The organism is Streptococcus parasuis (genome assembly GCF_021654455.1).
Lineage (GTDB): Bacteria > Bacillota > Bacilli > Lactobacillales > Streptococcaceae > Streptococcus > Streptococcus parasuis.
In genome coordinates this window covers 1,920,630-1,941,431 of record NZ_AP024276.1, presented here as the reverse complement: position 1 = coordinate 1,941,431, position 20,802 = coordinate 1,920,630, and the positions used below count along the sequence as shown (strand labels likewise).

General features: G+C 38.4%; 22 protein-coding genes. 13 read left to right on the top strand and 9 right to left on the bottom strand.

What is annotated here, in order from left to right:
- Positions 1-8: 8 nt before the first annotated feature.
- The 3 genes from L6410_RS09765 (at position 9) to L6410_RS09755 (ending at position 1,759) form a co-directional block, all read left to right on the top strand.
- Entirely contained in the window at positions 9-224 is a 216-nt protein-coding gene (locus L6410_RS09765; RefSeq protein WP_237395414.1) for a hypothetical protein, read from the top strand.
- Positions 225-324: 100 nt separating this feature from the next.
- On the top strand, positions 325-1,164 hold the full coding sequence (locus L6410_RS09760; RefSeq protein WP_237395412.1) for a mechanosensitive ion channel family protein: 840 nt from the start codon (positions 325-327) through the stop codon (positions 1,162-1,164).
- A 19-nt stretch (positions 1,165-1,183) separates the two neighbouring features.
- Positions 1,184-1,759 carry a DUF4352 domain-containing protein gene (locus L6410_RS09755; protein WP_237395411.1) on the top strand — a complete coding sequence of 192 codons (576 nt, stop codon included), beginning with the start codon at positions 1,184-1,186 and terminating at the stop codon, positions 1,757-1,759.
- A gap of 88 nt (positions 1,760-1,847) precedes the next feature.
- Here the strand turns inward: L6410_RS09755 and gdhA are convergent, their stop codons facing one another.
- The gene (gene gdhA / locus L6410_RS09750; protein ID WP_237395410.1) at positions 1,848-3,194 is read right to left on the bottom strand and encodes an NADP-specific glutamate dehydrogenase; all 1,347 of its coding nucleotides are present in this window, start codon (positions 3,192-3,194) and stop codon (positions 1,848-1,850) included.
- A 224-nt stretch (positions 3,195-3,418) separates the two neighbouring features.
- Here gdhA and L6410_RS09745 point away from each other — a divergent pair, with 224 nt between their 5' ends.
- The 7 genes from L6410_RS09745 (at position 3,419) to L6410_RS09715 (ending at position 10,278) form a co-directional block, all read left to right on the top strand.
- Positions 3,419-4,357 carry a dihydroorotate oxidase gene (locus tag L6410_RS09745; protein ID WP_024392575.1) on the top strand — a complete coding sequence of 313 codons (939 nt, stop codon included), beginning with the start codon at positions 3,419-3,421 and terminating at the stop codon, positions 4,355-4,357.
- A gap of 188 nt (positions 4,358-4,545) precedes the next feature.
- Positions 4,546-5,817 carry a CapA family protein gene (locus tag L6410_RS09740; protein ID WP_237395409.1) on the top strand — a complete coding sequence of 424 codons (1,272 nt, stop codon included), beginning with the start codon at positions 4,546-4,548 and terminating at the stop codon, positions 5,815-5,817.
- 213 nt (positions 5,818-6,030) lie between these two features.
- Complete coding sequence (locus L6410_RS09735; protein WP_172038637.1) at positions 6,031-6,219, top strand: TetR-like C-terminal domain-containing protein; 189 nt, start codon at positions 6,031-6,033, stop codon at positions 6,217-6,219.
- 721 nt (positions 6,220-6,940) lie between these two features.
- The gene (locus L6410_RS09730; RefSeq protein ID WP_172025071.1) at positions 6,941-7,456 is read left to right on the top strand and encodes a GNAT family N-acetyltransferase; all 516 of its coding nucleotides are present in this window, start codon (positions 6,941-6,943) and stop codon (positions 7,454-7,456) included.
- Positions 7,457-7,951: 495 nt separating this feature from the next.
- Entirely contained in the window at positions 7,952-8,476 is a 525-nt protein-coding gene (locus L6410_RS09725) for a GNAT family N-acetyltransferase (RefSeq protein WP_024418928.1), read from the top strand.
- 157 nt (positions 8,477-8,633) lie between these two features.
- Positions 8,634-9,470 carry a Cof-type HAD-IIB family hydrolase gene (locus L6410_RS09720; RefSeq protein ID WP_237395408.1) on the top strand — a complete coding sequence of 279 codons (837 nt, stop codon included), beginning with the start codon at positions 8,634-8,636 and terminating at the stop codon, positions 9,468-9,470.
- A 1-nt stretch (position 9,471) separates the two neighbouring features.
- A complete protein-coding gene (locus L6410_RS09715; RefSeq protein WP_172025455.1) occupies positions 9,472-10,278 on the top strand; it encodes a Cof-type HAD-IIB family hydrolase in 807 nt (268 codons plus the stop codon).
- Positions 10,279-10,623: 345 nt separating this feature from the next.
- Here L6410_RS09715 and L6410_RS09710 read toward each other — a convergent pair whose 3' ends face one another.
- The 4 genes from L6410_RS09710 to L6410_RS09695 all read right to left on the bottom strand — a co-directional run bounded on the left by L6410_RS09710 (position 10,624) and on the right by L6410_RS09695 (position 13,776).
- Positions 10,624-11,406, bottom strand: coding sequence for an ABC transporter permease (locus L6410_RS09710; RefSeq protein WP_172006880.1), 783 nt, complete (start codon positions 11,404-11,406; stop codon positions 10,624-10,626).
- Position 11,407: 1 nt separating this feature from the next.
- Complete coding sequence (locus L6410_RS09705) at positions 11,408-12,187, bottom strand: ABC transporter permease (protein ID WP_024396968.1); 780 nt, start codon at positions 12,185-12,187, stop codon at positions 11,408-11,410.
- Positions 12,180-13,163: an ABC transporter ATP-binding protein gene (locus L6410_RS09700; RefSeq protein ID WP_105126130.1), complete on the bottom strand. Its 984-nt coding sequence runs from the start codon at positions 13,161-13,163 to the stop codon at positions 12,180-12,182. The genes L6410_RS09705 and L6410_RS09700 overlap by 8 nt, the downstream gene beginning before the upstream one ends.
- 79 nt (positions 13,164-13,242) lie before the next feature.
- On the bottom strand, positions 13,243-13,776 hold the full coding sequence (locus L6410_RS09695; RefSeq protein WP_024396970.1) for a TetR/AcrR family transcriptional regulator: 534 nt from the start codon (positions 13,774-13,776) through the stop codon (positions 13,243-13,245).
- A gap of 125 nt (positions 13,777-13,901) precedes the next feature.
- On the opposite strand from L6410_RS09695, the gene L6410_RS09690 reads away from it, so the two are divergent.
- Positions 13,902-16,361: a YhgE/Pip domain-containing protein gene (locus L6410_RS09690; protein ID WP_237395407.1), complete on the top strand. Its 2,460-nt coding sequence runs from the start codon at positions 13,902-13,904 to the stop codon at positions 16,359-16,361.
- A gap of 49 nt (positions 16,362-16,410) precedes the next feature.
- Here the strand turns inward: L6410_RS09690 and L6410_RS09685 are convergent, their stop codons facing one another.
- Genes L6410_RS09685 through L6410_RS09675 form a run of 3 tightly spaced genes read right to left on the bottom strand, consistent with a single transcriptional unit; the run spans position 16,411 to position 18,540 of the window.
- Entirely contained in the window at positions 16,411-17,475 is a 1,065-nt protein-coding gene (locus L6410_RS09685; protein WP_024411422.1) for a DUF4097 family beta strand repeat-containing protein, read from the bottom strand.
- Positions 17,472-18,227 (bottom strand): DUF1700 domain-containing protein, encoded by a 756-nt coding sequence (locus L6410_RS09680; RefSeq protein ID WP_044765828.1) that lies wholly within the window; start codon positions 18,225-18,227, stop codon positions 17,472-17,474. The genes L6410_RS09685 and L6410_RS09680 overlap by 4 nt, the downstream gene beginning before the upstream one ends.
- A complete protein-coding gene (locus L6410_RS09675) occupies positions 18,214-18,540 on the bottom strand; it encodes a PadR family transcriptional regulator (protein WP_002937550.1) in 327 nt (108 codons plus the stop codon). The genes L6410_RS09680 and L6410_RS09675 overlap by 14 nt, the downstream gene beginning before the upstream one ends.
- Before the next feature lie 341 nt (positions 18,541-18,881).
- Between L6410_RS09675 and L6410_RS09670 the strand changes: the two genes are divergently transcribed.
- Positions 18,882-19,262 (top strand): CidA/LrgA family protein, encoded by a 381-nt coding sequence (locus L6410_RS09670; RefSeq protein ID WP_024392587.1) that lies wholly within the window; start codon positions 18,882-18,884, stop codon positions 19,260-19,262.
- Complete coding sequence (locus L6410_RS09665; protein WP_002937552.1) at positions 19,255-19,950, top strand: LrgB family protein; 696 nt, start codon at positions 19,255-19,257, stop codon at positions 19,948-19,950. Before L6410_RS09670 ends, L6410_RS09665 begins: the two co-directional genes overlap by 8 nt.
- Positions 19,951-19,984: 34 nt before the next feature.
- Here the strand turns inward: L6410_RS09665 and L6410_RS09660 are convergent, their stop codons facing one another.
- Complete coding sequence (locus L6410_RS09660; RefSeq protein ID WP_172017835.1) at positions 19,985-20,785, bottom strand: formate/nitrite transporter family protein; 801 nt, start codon at positions 20,783-20,785, stop codon at positions 19,985-19,987.
- Positions 20,786-20,802: the final 17 nt, after the last annotated feature.

The following is a 20,802-nucleotide window of genomic DNA, read 5'->3' as shown; positions in this document are numbered from 1 at the left end:
TTAAAACAATGATTAGATCTCTGGAAACGGAAAGTGAGATGCTAGGAATGGCTTGTGTTCTTCGGAAATCGTGGCAGGAGGGGAATGCGCGTGCCATTACCTTCTATGAAAAAGCGAGCTTCCGATTTGAAGGTGTCAAAAAAAATGGTCCATTTAGGTGGGGAACGTACAGAGTACCGCATGGTGTGGAGACGGAGATCACAATAATTTCAACCAAGGTTTGATGGATTCTGTTAGGCCTATTTTCAAATATTTTAAACATATTAAGTCAGTCATTCGGCTGACTTTTTGCGTTTTTATTGTCATTTCTGCTATAATGAGTTTATGAATGATTTTATTACAAAGTACTTGTCTCAGTTTAATGTTGAGGCGATTGTGACTGCTAGCCTGAACAAGATTTTGTCTCTTATTTTACTGTTCATTACATTTTATATTCTGAAGAAAATAGCTAAAGCTTCAGTAAAAAAAGTGCTTGTACCGTCTCTAAAGATTTCAAACCATGAGCAAGGACGCCAAAAGACAATCAGTCGATTAGTGGAAAGCAGTTTAAACTATCTCCTTTATTTTATTCTGCTTTACTGGGTACTCAGTATTCTAGGCTTGCCTGTCTCAAGTTTGTTGGCAGGCGCGGGGATTGCAGGGGTTGCTGTTGGACTGGGAGCACAAGGATTTCTTTCAGACTTGGTGAATGGATTCTTTATCTTGATTGAACGACAGTTTGATGTAGGGGATGTTGTCAAGTTGACAAATGGACCAATTACTATTTCTGGTACTGTTGTTAGCATGGGGATTCGGACAACGAAAGTGCGTGATGCAGATGGAACCCTACATTTTATTCCAAATCGTAATATTTTAGTTGTCAGCAATCAGTCGCGTGGGGAAATGCGTGCACAAATTGATATCCCATTGAAATTTAATACAGATCTAGAACAAGTTTACCGTATTATAGAGGAAGTCAATAATCGTGAGTTAAGCAAGTTTGAACAGATTACCAGTGTCAGCATTTTAGGGCCGAAAACGACGGTAACAGGACAATTTGTTTTTCGTGTCAACTTATTTGTAACAAATGGTCAACAAACAGTTGCCTATCATCAATTTTTTGGTTTATACCAAGATGCACTAAGGCAAGCAGGTATCGAATTGCCATCAGAGAACCTAGCGTAAGCTGAAGAGGAGGAGAAGATTGAAAGACTTTGTTATTGAAGATGGACAAATGTACTATCGAAAGAAACCTTTATACCGGCAACCACTTTTTTGGACCACAATTGTTGGGTTGGTACTAACCTTTGTATTAGGGGTTACATGTGTTATTTTGACTTTAGGGCTCAGTGTATCACAAAGTCAAGGGACAACCTATCCAGATTATTTAGACGAGACTTTGACATATGAAGAGTACCAGATTGGTGATAAAGTTAATTTTTCAGATGGTCTGGATGTAACAGTGACATCGATGGGAAAAGATGACAGCGTAAGCTTAGTGGATGATTATTATAGTTCAGCATACGTTGTGGAGATGGAGGTTGAGAATACAACAGATGAAAGAGTGTATTTTGACGAATATTATTTCAACCTTATCGATCCAACGACTCAAATACCTTATACATTAGACTTAAGTACATATGATGTCAATTTGGTTGAAAAGTTAGAACCAGGTGAGAAAATAAATGTGAAACTCATTTATGGTGTAGATGACGAGACAAGTTTTGGTTTCGTTTATGAAGAGGCCATGTGGACAGATTTGATTTCTGAAGGAATCTAATAGAAAAAATCCCGAATTGATTTTTGCAATTCGGGATTTCGCTTATAGTTATTTAATTGGTTGGAGGCTATCACAAATAAGCTGGAGATTATACCAAACCTTGAGCGATCATTGCATCTGCAATTTGTTCAAACGCAGCAATGTTAGCGCCAGCAAGGTAGTCTTTACCAAGGTCGTATTTTTCTGCAGTTTCTTTAGCTGTGTTGAAGATGTTTGCCATGATGTCTTTAAGACGACCATCAACTTCTTCACGAGTCCATGACAAGCGAAGGCTGTTTTGGCTCATTTCAAGTGCTGATACGGCAACACCACCAGCGTTCGCAGCTTTAGCAAGACCGTAAAGAACATCGTTTTCTTTGTAAACTTTGATTGCATCTAGGTCGGATGGCATGTTAGCACCTTCAGCTACACAGTAAACGCCATTTTTCACAAGGGCAGCAGCTTGCTCGCCGTTGATTTCATTTTGCGTTGCACATGGAAGAGCAATATCTGCTTTACCATCGTAGTTCCATACAGAACCTTCAAAGTATTTTGCAGTTGGTTTTTCAGCAGCATATTCAGTCAAACGAGCACGGCGTTTTTCTTTAATGTCTACCAAGAGTTCGAAGTCGATACCAGTTTCGTCAATGATGTAACCATTTGAATCAGAAACAGAGATGACTTTTGCACCAAGTTCAGTAGCTTTTTGAACTGCGTATTGAGCGACGTTACCAGAACCTGAGATAAGAACGGTTTGATCTTTGAATGATTTACCATTTGCTGCTAACATATTGTCAGTAAAGTAAACCAAGCCGTAACCAGTCGCTTCTGGACGGATCAATGAACCACCAAAGCCAAGAGGTTTACCAGTCAAGACACCAGCATCAAATTGACGTAGGCGTTTGTATTGACCATACAAATAACCAATTTCACGTCCACCAACACCGATATCACCAGCAGGGACATCGAGTGAAGGACCTATGTGTTTTTGCAATTCAGTCATAAAGCTTTGGCAGAAACGCATGATTTCAGCGTCAGTTTTTCCTTTAGGATCAAAGTCTGAACCACCTTTACCACCGCCGATTGGAAGACCAGTCAAAACGTTTTTAAAGATTTGTTCAAAACCAAGGAATTTCAAGATAGATTGTGTAACAGTTGGGTGGAAACGAAGACCACCTTTGTATGGGCCTACAGCTGAGTTAAACTGTACACGGTAGCCACGGTTAACTTGAATATTACCATCTTTATCAGTCCATGGAACTCGGAAGCTGATAACACGTTCTGGCTCGACGATACGAGCAAGAATATTTTCTTCAATGTATTCTGGATGTGCTTCGAAGACAGGCTCAAGGGTAGAGAAGAGCTCTTCTACAGCTTGAAGGAATTCTGTCTCGTGTGGATTACGAGCTTTAACAGCTTCGAATGACGCTTGGATGTATGCTTTTGCATTTGTCATGTGGATCACCTGATTTCTTTATTATTTATTAAATTGTCTGACAATTTAATTTATCTGAAAATTATTATAGCACTATGATTTTTAATTGTAAAGAAGAAAATGTAAGAATTTTAAAAAAATTTAATAAAATTTCGGTTTAAAATCCGAACGTTAGTAGTAAATGAAGAAAATCCGTTTGTTTCTTATGATATAATCAAGAAAGAATGACCTATATGGAGGATAATATGGTTTCAACAGCAACAACTTTAGGTGGATTTCAGTTTGATAATTGCTTGATGAATGCAGCTGGTGTTTGGTGTATGACCAAGGAAGAGCTGAATGAAGTGAAACAGTCTGCAGCAGGAACGTTTGTTACAAAAACAGCAACCTTAGAATATCGTTCGGGGAATCCAGAACCACGGTACCAGAATGTGCCACTTGGTTCTATTAATTCGATGGGCTTGCCGAATCAGGGCTTGGCTTATTATTTGGATTATTTGTTGGAATTGCAGGAAACGGAACCAGAACGCACATTTGTTTTATCCTTAGTTGGAATGTCGCCAGATGAAACTCATCAGATTTTAAAAACAGTAGAGGCTAGTGACTTTAATGGATTAACGGAACTAAACCTCTCTTGTCCAAATGTTCCCGGAAAACCACAAATTGCATATGATTTTGAAACGACGGAAGCCATTTTGCGCGAAGTATTCACGTATTTTACAAAACCGCTTGGTATAAAGTTGCCACCTTACTTTGATATTGTTCATTTTGATCAAGCAGCAGCAATCTTTAATCAGTTTCCACTAGCCTTTGTCAATTGTGTCAATTCAATTGGTAACGGTCTCTACATTGAAGATGAATCAGTTGTTATCAAGCCCAAAAATGGTTTTGGGGGTATTGGAGGAGAATATATCAAACCAACTGCCCTTGCCAATGTCCATGCCTTTTACCAACGGTTGAAACCTGAAATTCAGATTGTTGGAACAGGTGGTGTTCTGACGGGACGTGATGCTTTTGAGCATATTTTATGTGGTGCTAGTATGGTTCAAATTGGGACGACTCTTCATAAAGAAGGTCCTGTCGCTTTTGAACGAATCACAGCTGAATTGCAAGCCATCATGCTTGAAAAGGGCTATCACAGTATTGAAGACTTCCGAGGGAAGTTACGGCATTTAGATGACTAGATGTGAGGAGAATTAAGAAAAGACTGGAATGTATTGTATTTCCGGCCTTTTTATTTCCAGTCGGAAGATGCCGAAACTTGAATTATTACAAAAGGTATATGAATTTAGAAATGGCTAATTTCTTTAGATTTTTTGAGAAAAAAGTCGTATAATAAGTAAGTAATGAAGTTAATACGAGGTGGATTGATATGGGAAGAAGAACTAGCTATGGTCGCAGAAATAGACGAGCAGTATCACGGACAAGAGGACACTTTTTCTTCATTTGTGCATTAGCTGGAGTATTGTTGTCTATCATACTTTTAAATGAATATTTCACTTCAGGAAAAAGTCAGCCGGCAGAGAAACAACAAACTGAGTCTAGTCAGATTAAACCATCAAGCCATGCTTCAACAGTAGAAACTGCTCGGATTATGGCCCATGGGGATTTACTGTATCATTTACCAATTCTTCGAGGGTCAGAGCAATTTGATGGGAGTTATGATTTTTCGGAGAATTTTACCTATGTCAAGCCCTGGATAGACCAGGCAGATTTTGCTATTGCAGATTTTGAAGGGACTATTTCGCCAGATTTTGATTTGGCGGGGTATCCACTTTTTAATGCCCCTAGCATCGTTGCCACCAATATTCATGATGCAGGCTATGACTTGGTGGACTTGGCTCACAATCATATCCTAGATTCTCATCTTTCAGGTCTGATTTCCACAGTTAATGCTTTCCAGCAAGCTGGGGTGGACACGGTTGGAGTTTATGCTGACGGAAATCGGTCAACTGCTCCAATCTATATTCGTGAGGTAAATGGTATTCGAATTGCAGTATTAGCCTATGCATACGGTTTCAATGGGATGGAGGCTTTGCTGAGTCAAGAGGAATATGATGCTTATTTATCAGATTTCAATCAAGAAAAGATGCAAGAAGAGATTGAACAGGCTGAAAAAGAGGCGGACATTACCATTGTCATGCCTCAGACGGGTGTGGAATACCAGTTGGAACCAACGGAAGAACAGATGAGTCTATATCGGGAAATGGTAGACTGGGGAGCAGACATTATTTTTGGAGGACATCCTCATGTGGTTGAACCAGCTGAAATTATTGAGAAAGACGGCCAGAAAAAATTGATTATCTACTCTATGGGAAATTTTCTGTCTAATCAGCGTATAGAAACCATGGGAGATACCCCTAATGCCCAGTGGACTGAGAGAGGTGTTCTAATGGATGTGATCATTCAGAAAAAGGATGGTCAGACAAGTATTCAAGCAGCTCAAGCTCATCCCACCTGGGTTAGTCGTGTTTCAAAGGGTACTTATTCAACAGAAGGTTATGAACAATTCACCTATCAAACCTATATATTAGAAGATTGGATTGCTGGTGGACAGTATTATGGACAATTGGACCCTGAGACACAGGCGCGAGTGGATACAGCCTATCAGGAAATGAAGGAATTTGTCAAATTATCATGGTAAGGAGAAAAAAATGACGGTTGGATTAATCGCAACAGAAATCGGAATAAGAAAATTGATACAATATAACGAAATAAATATCGTTGGCATAAGAGGGCTGGACGGTTTTGCTGAATAGAAAGAGAAGAAAAAGTAACATATGACTATGTGGATAGTACAAGTGTTTTTGAAGAAATATTGAAATCGTTAAATAGTTTATTATCGATAAAAAGTATTATGGTTGTTATTGAAAATTTTATTATTGATGGAGAATTTTATGATAAAAAAACATCATATTTAATGTCATATTTTACACATGGTTATTTTGGTTTAATTTACCAATGGGTTAAATATGATTTTGATGAAAGCCCAGAAGAAGTTATGAAGCATATAAATGATATATTATTCAAATCAAAAGCAACATAATTGTACGTTTTTATTATAGGCGAAAACTTTGTTAATGTAATACAATAAAAGCAAAGTGAAAATGCAGAAAAAACAAGGATTTAGTAAATCGTTAAAAGATGCACACCCTAAATAGCGTTTGCACACCCCTAGCGTAAAAAAAGGAGAAATTGTATGATAAAACTAATAGCAACAGAAATGGCAACTAGGTTATTGATACAATGTACCTAAATAAATAGCGTTGGTATAATGGGTTTGGACGGTTTTGTTGGACAGAAAGGGCGGAAAAAGCCACAGATAACAATTTGGATAGTACAAGTAATTTTGAGGAAATATTGAAATCGTTAAATAGTTTATTATCGTTAAAAAGTATGTAATCGTTAAATGATATGTTTTCTTGTACTTGACACGTGGAGGCTCTAGTATTGATGACAAGGGAGTAGGATGTCAAAGGCTCTGAAAGGCTTGAAATCAATAGGTTTATGATTTTTAGATTCAATTTTTGAGTTTGAAAACTATGAAATTAGTGGTCAAAAATATCTTCTAAATACTTGCTGGTAGCAACACTTTGGATATTTAGGTAGGTCGTGTCAACGGTATGGATGGTGTGAAGGAGTAGGATAAATTAGAAGTTGTCGAAATTAGAAAAATGTAATGGCTAAATATTCAGCTTAAATCTAAAATATATTTTATAACTACGATAATAAGATGAATAAAAATCAAAGGAGTTAGTAAAAAGGAAATGGAAACAAATTTAAGTGAAATTGAATTGATAGAAACAACAAGTGACTTAAAAAAAGTTTCTTGTGAACTTATTAAAGGATTTTGGAATGAACATAATAATATTGAACAATCTGATGAAGATGCAGGGCTTGATTATGAAGATTGGACAAATGAGGGTCATAAACTATTTTTAATAAAGAAGCAGTCAAATTTTATAGGTTTTGCTCACATGGGGAATAGAGGGGCCGAGGTAGACTGGCTAGAAGACTTATTTATACTTAAAGAATATCAGAGAAAAGGTATTGGAAGTTTTGTTATTAGAAAACTTGAAGAAATAGTAAAATCATATTCTGAATCATTATATATTGAAGTTGCTGCGAGAAATTTAAAAGCAATGAAACTTTATTATGAATTGGGATATGACTGTCTTAACACAATTACAATTAGAAAAGATTTTAATGGTCAAGACTTTTCCTTAATTCAGAAAGAGAATATAGGTGGTTTTATCTTTGAAATAAAAAAATATAATAAATGATAAATCCCAGTTAATCTGTCTGATACCTTTTAACGATAGTTTCTACCTATCGTTAAAAGGTTCATGAATATGTTTCCCCATACGAACAGGATTACTAGATGTATTTAGTGAGCACTCGTTTCACGTGGAGGCGGTGACGCTTTTGTCCAAACTTAGGTCGAAAGATAGATTAAAGGTTTAAGTTTCAATTACTGATGATGATTTAACCAGAGCTGAAAGAAGTGTGACTTATAATGATATTAAGAAGTATGTATTGGAAAAGTTAAATAAAAAAATATCCTCTTTGGATATTGCACAGACATTAAGGAAGTTAAATCTATCTTTAGAAAGAAATAGAGATAAAGAATTTTTTCTGCTAGGCTAGCGAGAGAAAAAGAGGAGCTAGTTATGGCTTTTTGTGATTGGTAAAAGACTTTGAGGGTATGATATAATAGCGCAGAATTTTAGTATAATTAAGATGTAGAAAATTAATGGGAAAACAGCAGGAGAAGATAAATGATATTGAACACAAAGCGATTAAATATACGACCGTTTAGATCAGATGATATCGAAGATACTTTTGAGATTTATACTGATGCAGATGTATGTAGATACCTTTTAGAAGATGAATGGAATACTGAAGATAAAGAAGAGTTCGAAAAGAAAATTAAAAATAACAAATTAGAGGAGAACTCGAGCTTAAATCTTGCTGTAGTATTGGATAAAAAGGTTATTGGTGATATATCCGTTTGGTATACAGGCATGAAACAAACTGTAGAGATTGGATTTGTATTTAACCCAAAATTTTCTGGGAAAGGTTATGCAAATGAATCGGTTGAAGCCGTAATAAAAAAATTATTTGCTGAATATAATATTCATAGAATTCAAGCAAATTTAGATGCTAGAAACATAGCCTCTAAAAAATTATGTCAAAACCTTGGGATGAGACAGGAAGCACATTTCATAAAGGATTATTGGAATAAGGGTGAATGGACAGATAGCTTCGTATTTGGAATGTTGATTACAGATTTGAAGAAATAATCCGTAATAGTTAGAATTGTATGATACAATAAATAAAGAGAAGAAGATGTGTAAAATCAAGGGGGAATCAAATCGTTAAAAGATGCACACCCTTTTGGGCTTTGCACATCTTTTTACCCCTTTGCATACCCCTAGCGTAAAAAAAAGGAGAAATTGTATGATAAAACTAATAGCAACAGATATGGATGGAACATTTTTAGATGGTCAGGGAAGTTTTGATAAAGAACGTTTTTCTATCATTTTGAATCAGTTAGATCAAAAAAATATTCCTTTTGTGATTGCTAGCGGCAATGGAATGGGTAGATTACTGCAACTTTGTAAAGGATTTGAAGACCGACTAATCTTTGTAGCAGATAATGGGGCTCATGTCTATCAGAATGGTAGAACACTTATTCGTCGTACTATTCTGCAAGAGGAAACGAAGGCTATTTTAGATTTTTTCAGCGGACAATGGGCTGACGTGTGTCTGATGTTATCAAATAAAGAAAATATTTATATGCAGGTAGGAGCAAACATGCCTTTTGCAGGAACTGATTTACCAATTGAGCCTGCACAAATGGCTGCTTTCCAAAATCGAGTAAAATATTTAGAAAATCTCAGTACTTATTCTACCTCTGACCCGATTTATAAGGTCGGTCTATGGGTGCCTGAAAATCGCGTAGATCAACTAACTGAGCAGTTTAATCAGGCTTTTCAAGGTCGATTAGTTGCAGTAACGAGTGGTTACGGCTCAATTGATATCTTACCACATGGTATTCATAAGGCTTGGGGCTTGGAGCAGGTTTTGAACAGTTTAGGGATTGACCCTGAGCACGTGATGGCCTTTGGTGATTCAGACAACGATATCGAATTATTGTCCTACGTAGGGTATTCCTATGCCATGGAAAATGCGACAGATAGAGTTAAGGCAATTGCCAAATATAGGGCGCCTAGCCATCTAGAGTCAGGAGTTTTCCGAGTAATAGAGACCTATATTAGACAAGAGAGGGAGTAAAATGATTCGATTAATTGCCTTTGATATGGATGGGACATTCCTCAATTCTCAAAATGATTATGACCGTCCAAGATTTCAGAAAATATTCAAGAAAATGCAAGAAATGGGGGTACGGATGGCGGCCATTTCTGGAAACCAATACCAACAGATTCGTTCCTTTTTTACGGAAGAAGCAAATCAAATGACCATTGTTTCCGAAGTTGGTGCTGTTATCGTAGAAAACGGTGTCAGAATATTTGAATCTCATTTTGAGAAAGATATTGTAGAGAGAATATTAGAAATTTTAAATCAAAAGGATTTGCTAAGGTCCTGTTCAGTTAGCGGTTTTAAAGCACTTTATTATGCAAAAGATGTAAATGTTGATTTTAAACAACTTATTCAAGGTCATAATTTTGTCTGTGAGGAGGTGGAAAGCCTATTACAATTACCGAACGATAAGATGACGATAATCACTCTTCATTTATCAGAAGAAGTTGTTCCGGATTTGTTGAAAGAGCTTAATCAAGTTGGTCAAGGAAAAGCCCGTGCGGTGTCTAGTGGGTTTGGATTTATTGATATTATCCCTTCAGGGATTAACAAGGGGATCGCTTTAGACTTTCTTGCCCGACGATGGGAGATTTCTCCTAGTGAAATAATGGTATTTGGTGATAGTGGTAACGATTTAGAAATGCTCGAATATGCTACATATTCCTATGCGATGGAAGGTAGTCCAGAGGAAGTGATTAGAGCAGCAAAGTTTGTTGCTCCTTCAAATAATCAATCAGGAGTATTAGAAGTGGTTGAACAAGTACTGCTGACCTCAAACTAAAACAGCTTGACTGCTTTAAGGCGGTCAAGCTGTTTTAGTAGGTAATGATTTCGTCATTTAGTTTATACTCTTCAAAAAATCAATAGCAGACGTTGTTGACTTGATTTGATGAGTGAAGAGGCTCCAGTGGAGCCTCTTCACCCTGTTACCTTGAAACAAAATAGTAACAGGATTCTATCTGCACCTCAGTTCCTTGTCGGACTAGTACTAAAAGCAAACTAACAGACTCAAAAAGCGACGGTCACTGACTTTATTTCCAACTTAAAGAAGTCCCCCGGACTTCAACTATTGACATCCAGCTCCGCTGTCTTTTATTTCCAACTTAAAGAAGTCCCCCGGACTTCTTTAACCACCTACACTGGTGAATTTGGTCATGCCGTAGCGGAAGATTTTGTAATTGATGCTAAATATGACGATAAGGACAAGTGGCAAGGCTAGTCCCCACATTGACAAATCTAAAAAATAGAGTGCTGGGAAATAAGCTGTGAAGGCGTAAGGAAAGACAAAAATTAGAAGAATCTGAATGATTTTTGGATAGATATTTAGAGGATATTGGGCCATCTGATTGAGGGCAAAAATACCCATAGTTAATGGAAAAGACTCTACAATCCAAAAAGCTAGAGCAGTAGGTCCAAGCTGTATTGCTGCATAGAGTAAGCCAATACAAATTGTAATAAAAATGAGTAAGATTAGTTTGCCAAGACTCCATTCCAGGCCAAGTTCTTTGGAAGCTTGAAAGAGGGCAATGGAACCGATAAGCGTCGTTCCAATTCCTTGTGGCTGAATTCGTTCACAAATGAGTTGAAAGAGTGGATTGACAGGCATCAGCATGAGTCGTTCAAATTCACCCTGTCGGATATAGCGACTACCAAACATCCAAAGATTATCAAAGAAAATTAAGTGAATAGATCGACCAACTGTTGCAATTCCATAGATGAAAAGCATTTGGCCGTAATTGAAACCAGCAATTTCCTTAATGTTTCCAAAGAGAATGTTGAGGAAAATGAGATAGACAATTTGTTCAATCAAAGAGGAGAATAGCCCGATAAAGAAGTCTACGCGAAATGACATCTGAGCCATCATGAAGACTTTGATATTATACAAGTAGAGGCTGATATATTTTTTCATGTTAACCTCCAAAAATGACAATGCGTCGTTTGGCTTGAGACCAAAGGCCTGCAATAAAAAGAGCGAGAAAAGGTATCCAAAGAACTTGCAAGCCCAAAGCCCTTAGATCACTTTCTTGCCCAAGTAAAATGGAGATAGGGACATTAACAGCATAATTATAGGGCAATAGCTTTAAAAAGTTTTCCACGGCCTTTGGATAAAAGCTGAGTGGCAAGAGTGCTCCAGAGGCTAGATTGAAGAGACCGGTTCTCAAGAGCATAACGCCCCAAGCGTTGACGGTAAAAAAAGCCAAAAATCCAAAAGCCATATCAAGTAGCTGGACGATAAACATGCCGAGGATGGAGCTGACGAGAAAAAGGAGCAATGTTTTCCCATCAGGCAAATAGAAATCTTGATGAACAAGCAAGATTCCGATAAATACGAGTCCAAATTTAAAGAGTTCCAACAGTTTATTTCCTAAATCTTTGAAAAAGAGGGCTAGGATAAAGGAGTAGGGTCTGAGAAATTCTCCAGCAATGCTCCCTTTCAAAATACTATAAGATAAATCTTCACCCAGTGAGAAAGAATTCAAACTGGCTAGTAAATTGGCGAAAATAATATAAGTGGTAAAAGTTTGCAAGGTAAAACCGTTGACTTCAGATTGAGTAAAGAAAATAGTTTTCCAGACATAGAGAGCCACCAAGATCTTCACTGCCAGTGAAACGAAGGTGGCCACAAAGAAGGCCTTATATTGTAAGGCAGTCATCATAGTCAGGCGGGTCATATAGAAATATTTACGCATGAATACCCTCCTCATAAATTTGGCGGACCATGGTCTCAATTTCCAATTCTTTCATGGTAACATCTTCCACAGTAAAGTGATTGAAGACTTGCTCAATCACCTGAGCACTGGTCCAAACTTTACTTTGGTAGTGGATTTCAAAGTGAAAATCATCTTTTCGAACAAATTCCAAGCCTTCCAATTGTAAGTCCTGTTCGATTGGTTTTTCTGTGGAAAAAAGGATGGTTTTGATAGTGGAAAAGCGTTCTTTGAGGACGGTCAGAGAGCCATCGTAAACTTTTTTGCCTTTATCAATGATGAAAATCCGCTCACAGAGACTCTCAATGTCCTTCATATCATGGGATGTAATCAAAAAGGTGGTTTGATATTCTTGATTCATGTAGCGAATAAAGGAGCGAATAGTCTCCTTTACGCTGGCATCCAAGCCGATGGTCGGTTCGTCCAAAAAGACAACGGCAGGTTGGTGAATAAAGATAGCCGCAAATTCACAGCGAACTCGTTGTCCTAAAGAGAGGTTACGGATAGGTTGCTTCATGATGTCTGCCAAATCCAATAAGTCAATCAAGACAGCTAATCTCTCTTTAAATAGCTGATCTGGAACATCATAAATTTTGGCGTGTAGAATAAAAGATTCCTGTACGGGTAAATTCCAATCAAGATGCGATTTTTGCCCAAAGAGGACGCCAATTTGCTTATTCACTTCCTTACGTTGCTCTTGTGGGTTCAACCCGTTGATGCGAACTTGTCCTTGGTCAGGAAATAAGACTCCAGTTAACATTTTGATTGTGGTTGACTTACCAGAACCATTTGAGCCAATATATCCAATAATTTCTCCTTTCTCAACTTGCAAGGAAATGTCTTGGACCGCTGGAATTAATTTTTTCTTTGGTTTGAAAAAGGCTTTGATTGATCCTTTTAAACCGACTTCCTTATCTATAACTGAATATGTTTTTGATAGATGCTCTGCTTGAATCATATCTGAATCTCCTCGCTGAAAACGTTTGCGCAATATTTAGTATAACACAATTAAGGAGATTTGGAACAAAAATGAAGCATTACGGCAACATTTTAATAAGGAAATCGGTCATATATTGAGGAGATTCTTGCTTCCCATTTTTTATCCATACTTGAATGATTCCAAAGAAGGCATGTGAAAAATAAATGCTTCGGTACTCGTTTTCAAGTGGTGATAAATCTTCTTTTCCCAAACGTTCAGCTAAATCGTTTGCGATCAATAATCTAACTTTATTGATGAGGAAATTTTGGATTTCTTGAGTTCCGTTATGGGTCAGTAAGGATGACAATAATTTTTCACGGTAGAGTAGTTCAAAAATTTCTAAGAAAGAGGACTGTCGATTTCCATCATAGCGATCAAATATGGTCTCTAACTTGTGAAATAAGCCTTGTTGGTAGGAGTCAATCAATTCATATTTATCCTTATAGTGGGTATAAAAACTAGAGCGACTAATTCCTGCTGTCTGAGCGAGATGGGTGGTTGTAATCTCATTAAATCCTTGAGTTTCTAAGCAAGTCACCATTGCTTCTAAAATGGCTTGACGAGTTCGTTCTTTTCGATTATCTGTTCCCATATTTTCTCCTTTTGAACATTTTTAGACACATTGTCTAAAAACGATTCTTCCTACTTGATTTTGAAAATGATACTTGTATAATGTATTTTATCAGTTTTTGGACAGGATGTCTAAAGGAGTTAATTATGTCAGAAAAAGTAAAGAATTTTTTCACTCGACCAATGACCTTGATTACCATTATTGGTATAGCTTGTGTCCCGGCCTTATACAATGTTAGTTTCCTAACCTCTATGTGGGATCCTTATGGACGATTGGATCAGCTACCTGTAGCAGTTGTAAACCAAGATCAGTCTGCAACCTTTCAAGATAAAACCTTAACCATTGGTGATGATATGGTAGATAATATGAAAGAAAGCAAGAGTCTGGATTTCCACTTTGTATCAGAAAAAGATGCAGAAAGAGGTTTGGAAGAAGGGGACTATTATATGGTCATTACCCTACCAGAAGATTTGTCAGAAAAAGCTTCTAGTCTCTTAACGGACCAGCCAGAGCATCTAACAATTTCCTATCAAACCTCTAAAGGTCACAGCTTTGTCGCTTCTAAGATGGGCGAGTCAGCCATGGAAAAATTGAAAGCATCTGTTTCAGAGACGATTACCGAAACATACACCTCGGCTGTTTTTGACAGCATGGGAGAGATTCAATCTGGTATGGTTGAGGCGGCAGATGGAAGTCAACAATTGACAGATGGAGCTAGTCAATTAGAAACCGGAAGTCAGACTCTATCATCAGGCCTATCTACCTTATCTTCATCAGGTCAATCACTTGTGACAGGAGCAAACCAATTGGCCACTGGAGTTGTGTCTTACACAGATGGAGTCAATCAGGCTGCTTCAGGAAGTCAAACACTTTCCAGTGGCTTAACAACTTACACAAATGGGGTAGCTAGTCTTGCTTCAGGTGCCGAGCAATTAAATGCCAATTCCTCTCAGCTCATCGCTGGGGTGGGACAATTAAAATCAGGAGCAAGTCAGGTTGAACAACTGGTAACGGGTGCCAATCAATTGCAGGCAGGCTTGGAACAACTCGCTAGTTCAACTAGTTTGTCTGCTGAACAGTCTAGTCAGATACAGGCCTTATTGACTGGACTTCCTCAGCTGCAAGCGGCCATCAACCAATTAAATGATAGCCTATCAAGTATCGGAGGAGTTGCAGTAGATACCACTACTCTATCTAGCCTCTTGACGGAGATGGGTGCTCAAGCTCAAGGATTGTTAACTGCAGCACAAGCCGATAAAACAGCCAGTATTGCAGCCTTACAAGCAACGGCTACCTATCAAAACTTGACAGCTGATCAGCAAGCTGAATTGGTTGGAGCCCTCCAAAATTCGCCTTCTACAACAGTGGCAGCAGCCCAAACGATTTTGGGCCAATTATCTCAACTGAGTCAAGCCTTATCTAGTCTACAAAGTCTTTCTGGTCTTGGAACGCAATTAGGTCAATTGCAATTAGCTGTCGGTCAGATCAACACAGCTGCCAATCAGGCATTGCCAGGTGCTACAACAGCCATTAAAAACCTATCAAGTGGCTTGAGTCAGGTCAACACAGCTTTGAACCAGCAAGTTCTACCAGGAACTCAAGCCTTGACGAGTGGTGTGAGTCAACTTCAAACGCAACTGTCAAGTGGAGCTAGTCAACTCATGTCAGGGGTGACAGCATATACAGCAGGTGTTGCCCAACTAGCAGAGGGTGGAGCTCAGTTGGTTGCTAACAACAGTAGTATCCAATCTGGAGGTAGCCAGTTAACATCAGGATTGGCAACCTTAGCTGCTAACTCTAGTCAACTTGTCAGCGGTTCAGGACAACTGGCTTCTGGTAGTCAGCAATTAATTGCTGGTGCGGATCAATTAGCTAGTGGTGGGCAAACCTTGACAAGTGGTATTTCGACCCTACTTGTCGGAAGTGAAACCTTAACAAATTCACTCAGTTCAGCCAGTCAACAACTATCAGTCATCTCTGTAGAAGACAAAAATGCACAAGCAGTTTCTCAACCAGTCACCTTGGAACACAGCGACCAAGATGATGTGAAGACCAACGGTGTCGGAATGGCTCCTTATATGGTATCTGTCGCACTAATGGTTGCAGCCTTGTCAGCGAATGTTATTTTTGTCAAACACATTGACAATCGCTCCTACAAGAATCGTTGGGATTGGGCTAAAGGGAAATTGTTACTTAATGGTACGATAGCCAGCCTAGCAGCACTGATTCTGTACGGTGTTCTTCGCTTGATTGGAATCGATCCAGCTCATCCTATGGCAACCTTGGGATTAATCCTCTTAGCTTCATGGACCTTTATGGCCCTCGTTACAGCCTTGGTGGGTTGGAACAATCGTTTCGGCTCCTTCGCAAGTTTAATTATCTTGTTACTACAGCTTGGATCAAGCGCAGGTACCTACCCAATCGAACTTAGCCCACGCTTCTTCCAAGTCATTCAGCCTTATCTTCCAATGACGTATTCTGTTTCAGGTCTTCGTCAAACCATTTCTATGGTTGGAAATAGTAGTCATCAAGTTTGGATGCTGAGCCTCTTCTTAGTAGGCTTTATGGGACTAGGTCTCTTGATTTATAATCAAAAAAATGAATAAGAATAAAACCAACTGCTCCATGTGAACAGTTGGTTTTTGGTTGATGTGGTTATTTGGGGGTTGGTGTTCGTAGATTAATGGTTGCGTTAGTTGAAGTAATGGTCAGGCTATTATTGCTCTCTTTTTTCTCCAAAGTTAAGGTTTGTTTATCCTCCTCTTTTTTGATCGATAATGTTTGATACTTATCTTTAGTGAAAATACCGACGTTTTCAGCCTGTTCGTTGAAGTAACTCATATCACCAACAGCTTGCTTTAGTTCTTCAAGGGTTTTATAGTGGTAGCCTAAGTGTTCTGCAAGTGTTTTGATGTCCAGCTGTGTACTGATATTCAGATTGATGTCTTGTAAGCTCTTATCTGTTAGGTTTATATTTGTAACAGATAGGCTGTATTCGGAAGGAGTGAGGACGTTTTTTCCTAGGAGAGTCAATTGATTTGCATTCAATTCTTGGTAGTTTTTAATTGTAACATTTTCCAAACTGGTTTCGATTAAATTGACTGAAGATTCATTTGCAGATATAGAGGTATTTCTGAGTGCAGAATTCACAGCTTCAAAGTAACCAGCTGTGATTTTACCGCTGTCAATTTGTGCATTATCAAGGAAGATACCAGCGGATAGGTCAACCTCTTGTATATGGGCATTCTCAATGGAAAAGCCTCCATAATTATATAAATAGGAACTATATCCTGTAAGCTTTTTCAGTGTCTTCCCTTTAGGCACTTCAATGGTGACTGAGAAGACATTGATGCGACGTTGGGCCAACCTTTCTCCCAGATACTGCATGATTCCCTCAATGGCAAATTTTAGTTCCTGTGCAGAGAGGGTTAAGACGCCGTCTTTCTCACTGAGTTTTAGAGGGTTTTGGATATTGTTGTCGGAGTTGGCATAGGTCACATGATAGTTGTTATCACTAGACTCTTTGATGTAGACGCTATGGGGGATAAAGTCAATGTTAATGGTATTCAAATCTGTGAAGGTCTTATGGACTTCCGTTGGAGCAGCAACCTCTTCTAAGCGGGTTATGCCTCCGGTGAAAAATCCAATGCCAGCTAGAATTAAGCCTGCAATCAGGCTGACAAAGCCGATAATAATGGCGATGGTAAGTTTCTTTTTCATGCTCGTTTACCTCGTTTCAAGATCCATTTGAAGCAAGCCTTGACCAGTCGCCAAGACCAGTAGGCAAAAAATCCAGTCAAGATGTAGATGAGAATAGCTCCGCCAATCAAAGATAAACCTGAGCCAAACCCCATGAGGAAGATATTGAAACCTTCTGACATAAGGCTAAAGGCTTCCCAAATCAGATAGCCACCGCTGGTGAGAAGTCCGACACCCAAAATAAAGGCACCGACAATGAGGGCCAAGATGAGCGCCACCAATCCCAATAGACTAGCTAGGAGAATGAGCAAAAGTGGAATGGCGATAGGCAGGGAAATGACAGCTAGGATAGCCAACCAGAGCGTTCGTTTTGTTTGGCTAAAATTACGGAAGTAGCGACCGAGGAAAAAGGCGCCGAGGATAAGAGTCGCAAACAGAGGAATGACTCCGATAAACTCTCCCATGATAAAGAGTAGGAAGAAAGAGAAGAGACCTGTCATACTTAAGGCTCCCAGACCAACCCAGAGTTTCCAGTTGAGTTGAACAGGTTCTTGTTGATCCTTCTCCTCCTGGATTTGCTTGTTGAGCATGTTGTTAATGAGTTCGCTGGCAGCTTCTTTTGGGGAACCAAGTTCTTCTATAATTTCTGTTTCACGCTCTGGTCCAGCCTCGTCAAAATACTCATTAAAGAAGCTGATGGCTTCAAAATATTCTTTGTGGGGCAGTTTTTTGAGATATTTTTCTAACTGCTCCATGTATTCAGTTCTTGTCATGGCGGACGCTCCCTTCTATGATGCCGTTTATCGTGTTGGTATAGGTATCCCAGTCATCTTTGAGTCGGACCAATTCTTCGTGACCTAACTGAGTTAGGCTATAATACTTGCGCATACGACCCTGATATTCTTGGGAATAAGTAGTCAAAAAGTCATTTTGCTCCAATCGTTTTAGGATGGGATAGAGGGCGGACTCCTTGATGTTGGCAATTAATTTAATGGTCTGACAGATTTCATAGCCATAAGAATCATCGGATTCCAAAATAGCCATGATGAGAAATTCTGTCAACACAGCAGGAACGGGAAAATGCATGGCAGTCACTCCTTTCACTTATTTTGGTAATCTTGGGTATTATTTCGATATATGCTTTTCGCCTTTATATATCAAAATCTACTATATATAAAATATACACCCATAAACCAATCTTGTCAAGCATTTATATGTAAAAAATATCTGCAAACTATTTTCAAGGGATTTCGGGTGTAAACGTTTTATAGCCTTGAAAAATAATTTCAGAGTAGTAAACTTAATGTATGGAATAGCAATTTTTATGATTTCATACTGTGAGGGTTATCTGAAATGAAGGAATTGTTAATGTAAGGGACATGATTCGTGTAGTACAAACGGCCACAGGAGTTGAATGGAGGAGTGGAATGAAATTATATGTTCAGTTTATGATTATTCTAGTATTTTCATTTTTAGGGGAAGCTATTTCGACTATTTTTCATCTTCCTATTCCGGGAAGTATCATTGGCTTAATCCTCCTATTTTTAGCCCTAGAGTTCAAATTAATTCGTCTTCGCCACATTAATACGGTTGGAAATTTTTTGCTGGCTAACATGACCATTCTTTTTTTGCCTGCAGCGGTGGGGATTATGGAGAGATTTGATGCAATTAAAGATTATTTACTTCCTATTATCATCGTCATCTTAGGCGCCATTTTTTTAAATATCTTAGTCATTGGTTTTGTTGTTCAATTTGTGAAACAGAAGTTTGAAGGTGACTACATTGATGCGGAGGGAATGCATGACTGAACTTTTTTCCAATCCTATTTTTGGTATTATGTTATCAATTGCAGCATATTTAATTGGAATGCTGATTTATCGGAGATTTCCTCATCCAATCACAACCCCACTGTTGGTAGCTACAGGATTGATTATTGTCTTTTTAAAAATGACAGGTATTTCCTATAAGGAATATTATGCAGGAGGTTCCTATCTAAATATGCTTATTGTGCCTTCAACGGTAGCTCTGGGAATTCCTTTATATCGTTCTTTCCATCTAATGAAACATCACATTCGAAGTATTTTATTGGGAATTTTTGTTGCTTGTATTGTCAATACTGTCTTTACTGCCCTGATTGCCAAATGGTTTGGGATGGATTTTTTTCTAGCAATCTCTCTTTTTCCAAAATCTGTCACCACTGCTATGGCTGTTGGTATTACTGATAAAATGCAAGGAATAGCAACTGTTACTCTTGTAGTCGTTGTTGCAACTGGAATTCTGACAAGTGTTCTTGGTCCAGTCTTTTTAAAGCTACTAAAAATTGAAGATCCGGTAGCTGTTGGTCTTGCTTTGGGAGGAACAGGACATGCCATTGGAACGGGTACAGCGATAAAATATGGGCATACGCAAGGGGCGATGGCTGGCCTAGCTATTGGGATTACAGGCATCATGTATGTGGTGATTAGTCCTATAGTTGCGCAGATTATCTTACAATAAAAAAACTACGGTAGGAATTCCAACCGTAGTTATTTTAGTCTACATAAAGTTTGGATTGATTATTCAACCAACTATAAAGAAGTCCGATAAAGAGACCGCCACCCACGTAGTTTCCTAGTCCAGAAAAGAAGAAATTACTTAATACACTTAATAGATTCATTCCTTCAACTGGGCCACCATTTGAGAAGAAGGCTAATGAGAAAAGAGAGAAGTTTGCGATGACGTGCTCATATCCCAAGAAAGCAAAGATAAAGATGATGAAAATAACGGAAATGAGACGTCCGGCATCATCTTTGATGCGTAAGAAGGTAAATACGCCGATATTCACAACAATATTAGCAAAGATTCCTTCAATAAACTGGGTAAGAGGTGTTTTTTCTAGTTTTGTCACTGTCGCTTCAAATAGGTAGCTATGAGCATCAACGTGTTGATAAGGTAGAGTCAGTGAGACCAAGTAACAAACAAGGACAGCGCCGATGAAATTGAAAAGGATACAGGTTGCCAACATCTTGAGGGCTGTTTTAGTAGGAATCGTTTTTCGATGAATGGCTACGGTCATATACATCATGTTGGATGTTCCAAGTTCAGCATTCATATATAAAATCATGAGTAGTCCCCAACCAAACATCAACCCATAACTAAACTTCCCGAGTCCTTCTGCAACGTGGTTTAGTTTATCTGCCGTATAAAGAGAAATGACAATCCCCAAACCTAGATAGAGGCTGGCTAACATCGATCGAACAGCGTAGGCAGAAAAGCTGTGTTCAAACAAATCTGCTTTTTTCTTGATGCTTTTTTCAATTGTATATAGTAGTGTATCTTGGGTAGCTCCCATCCTAATCTCCTCACTTT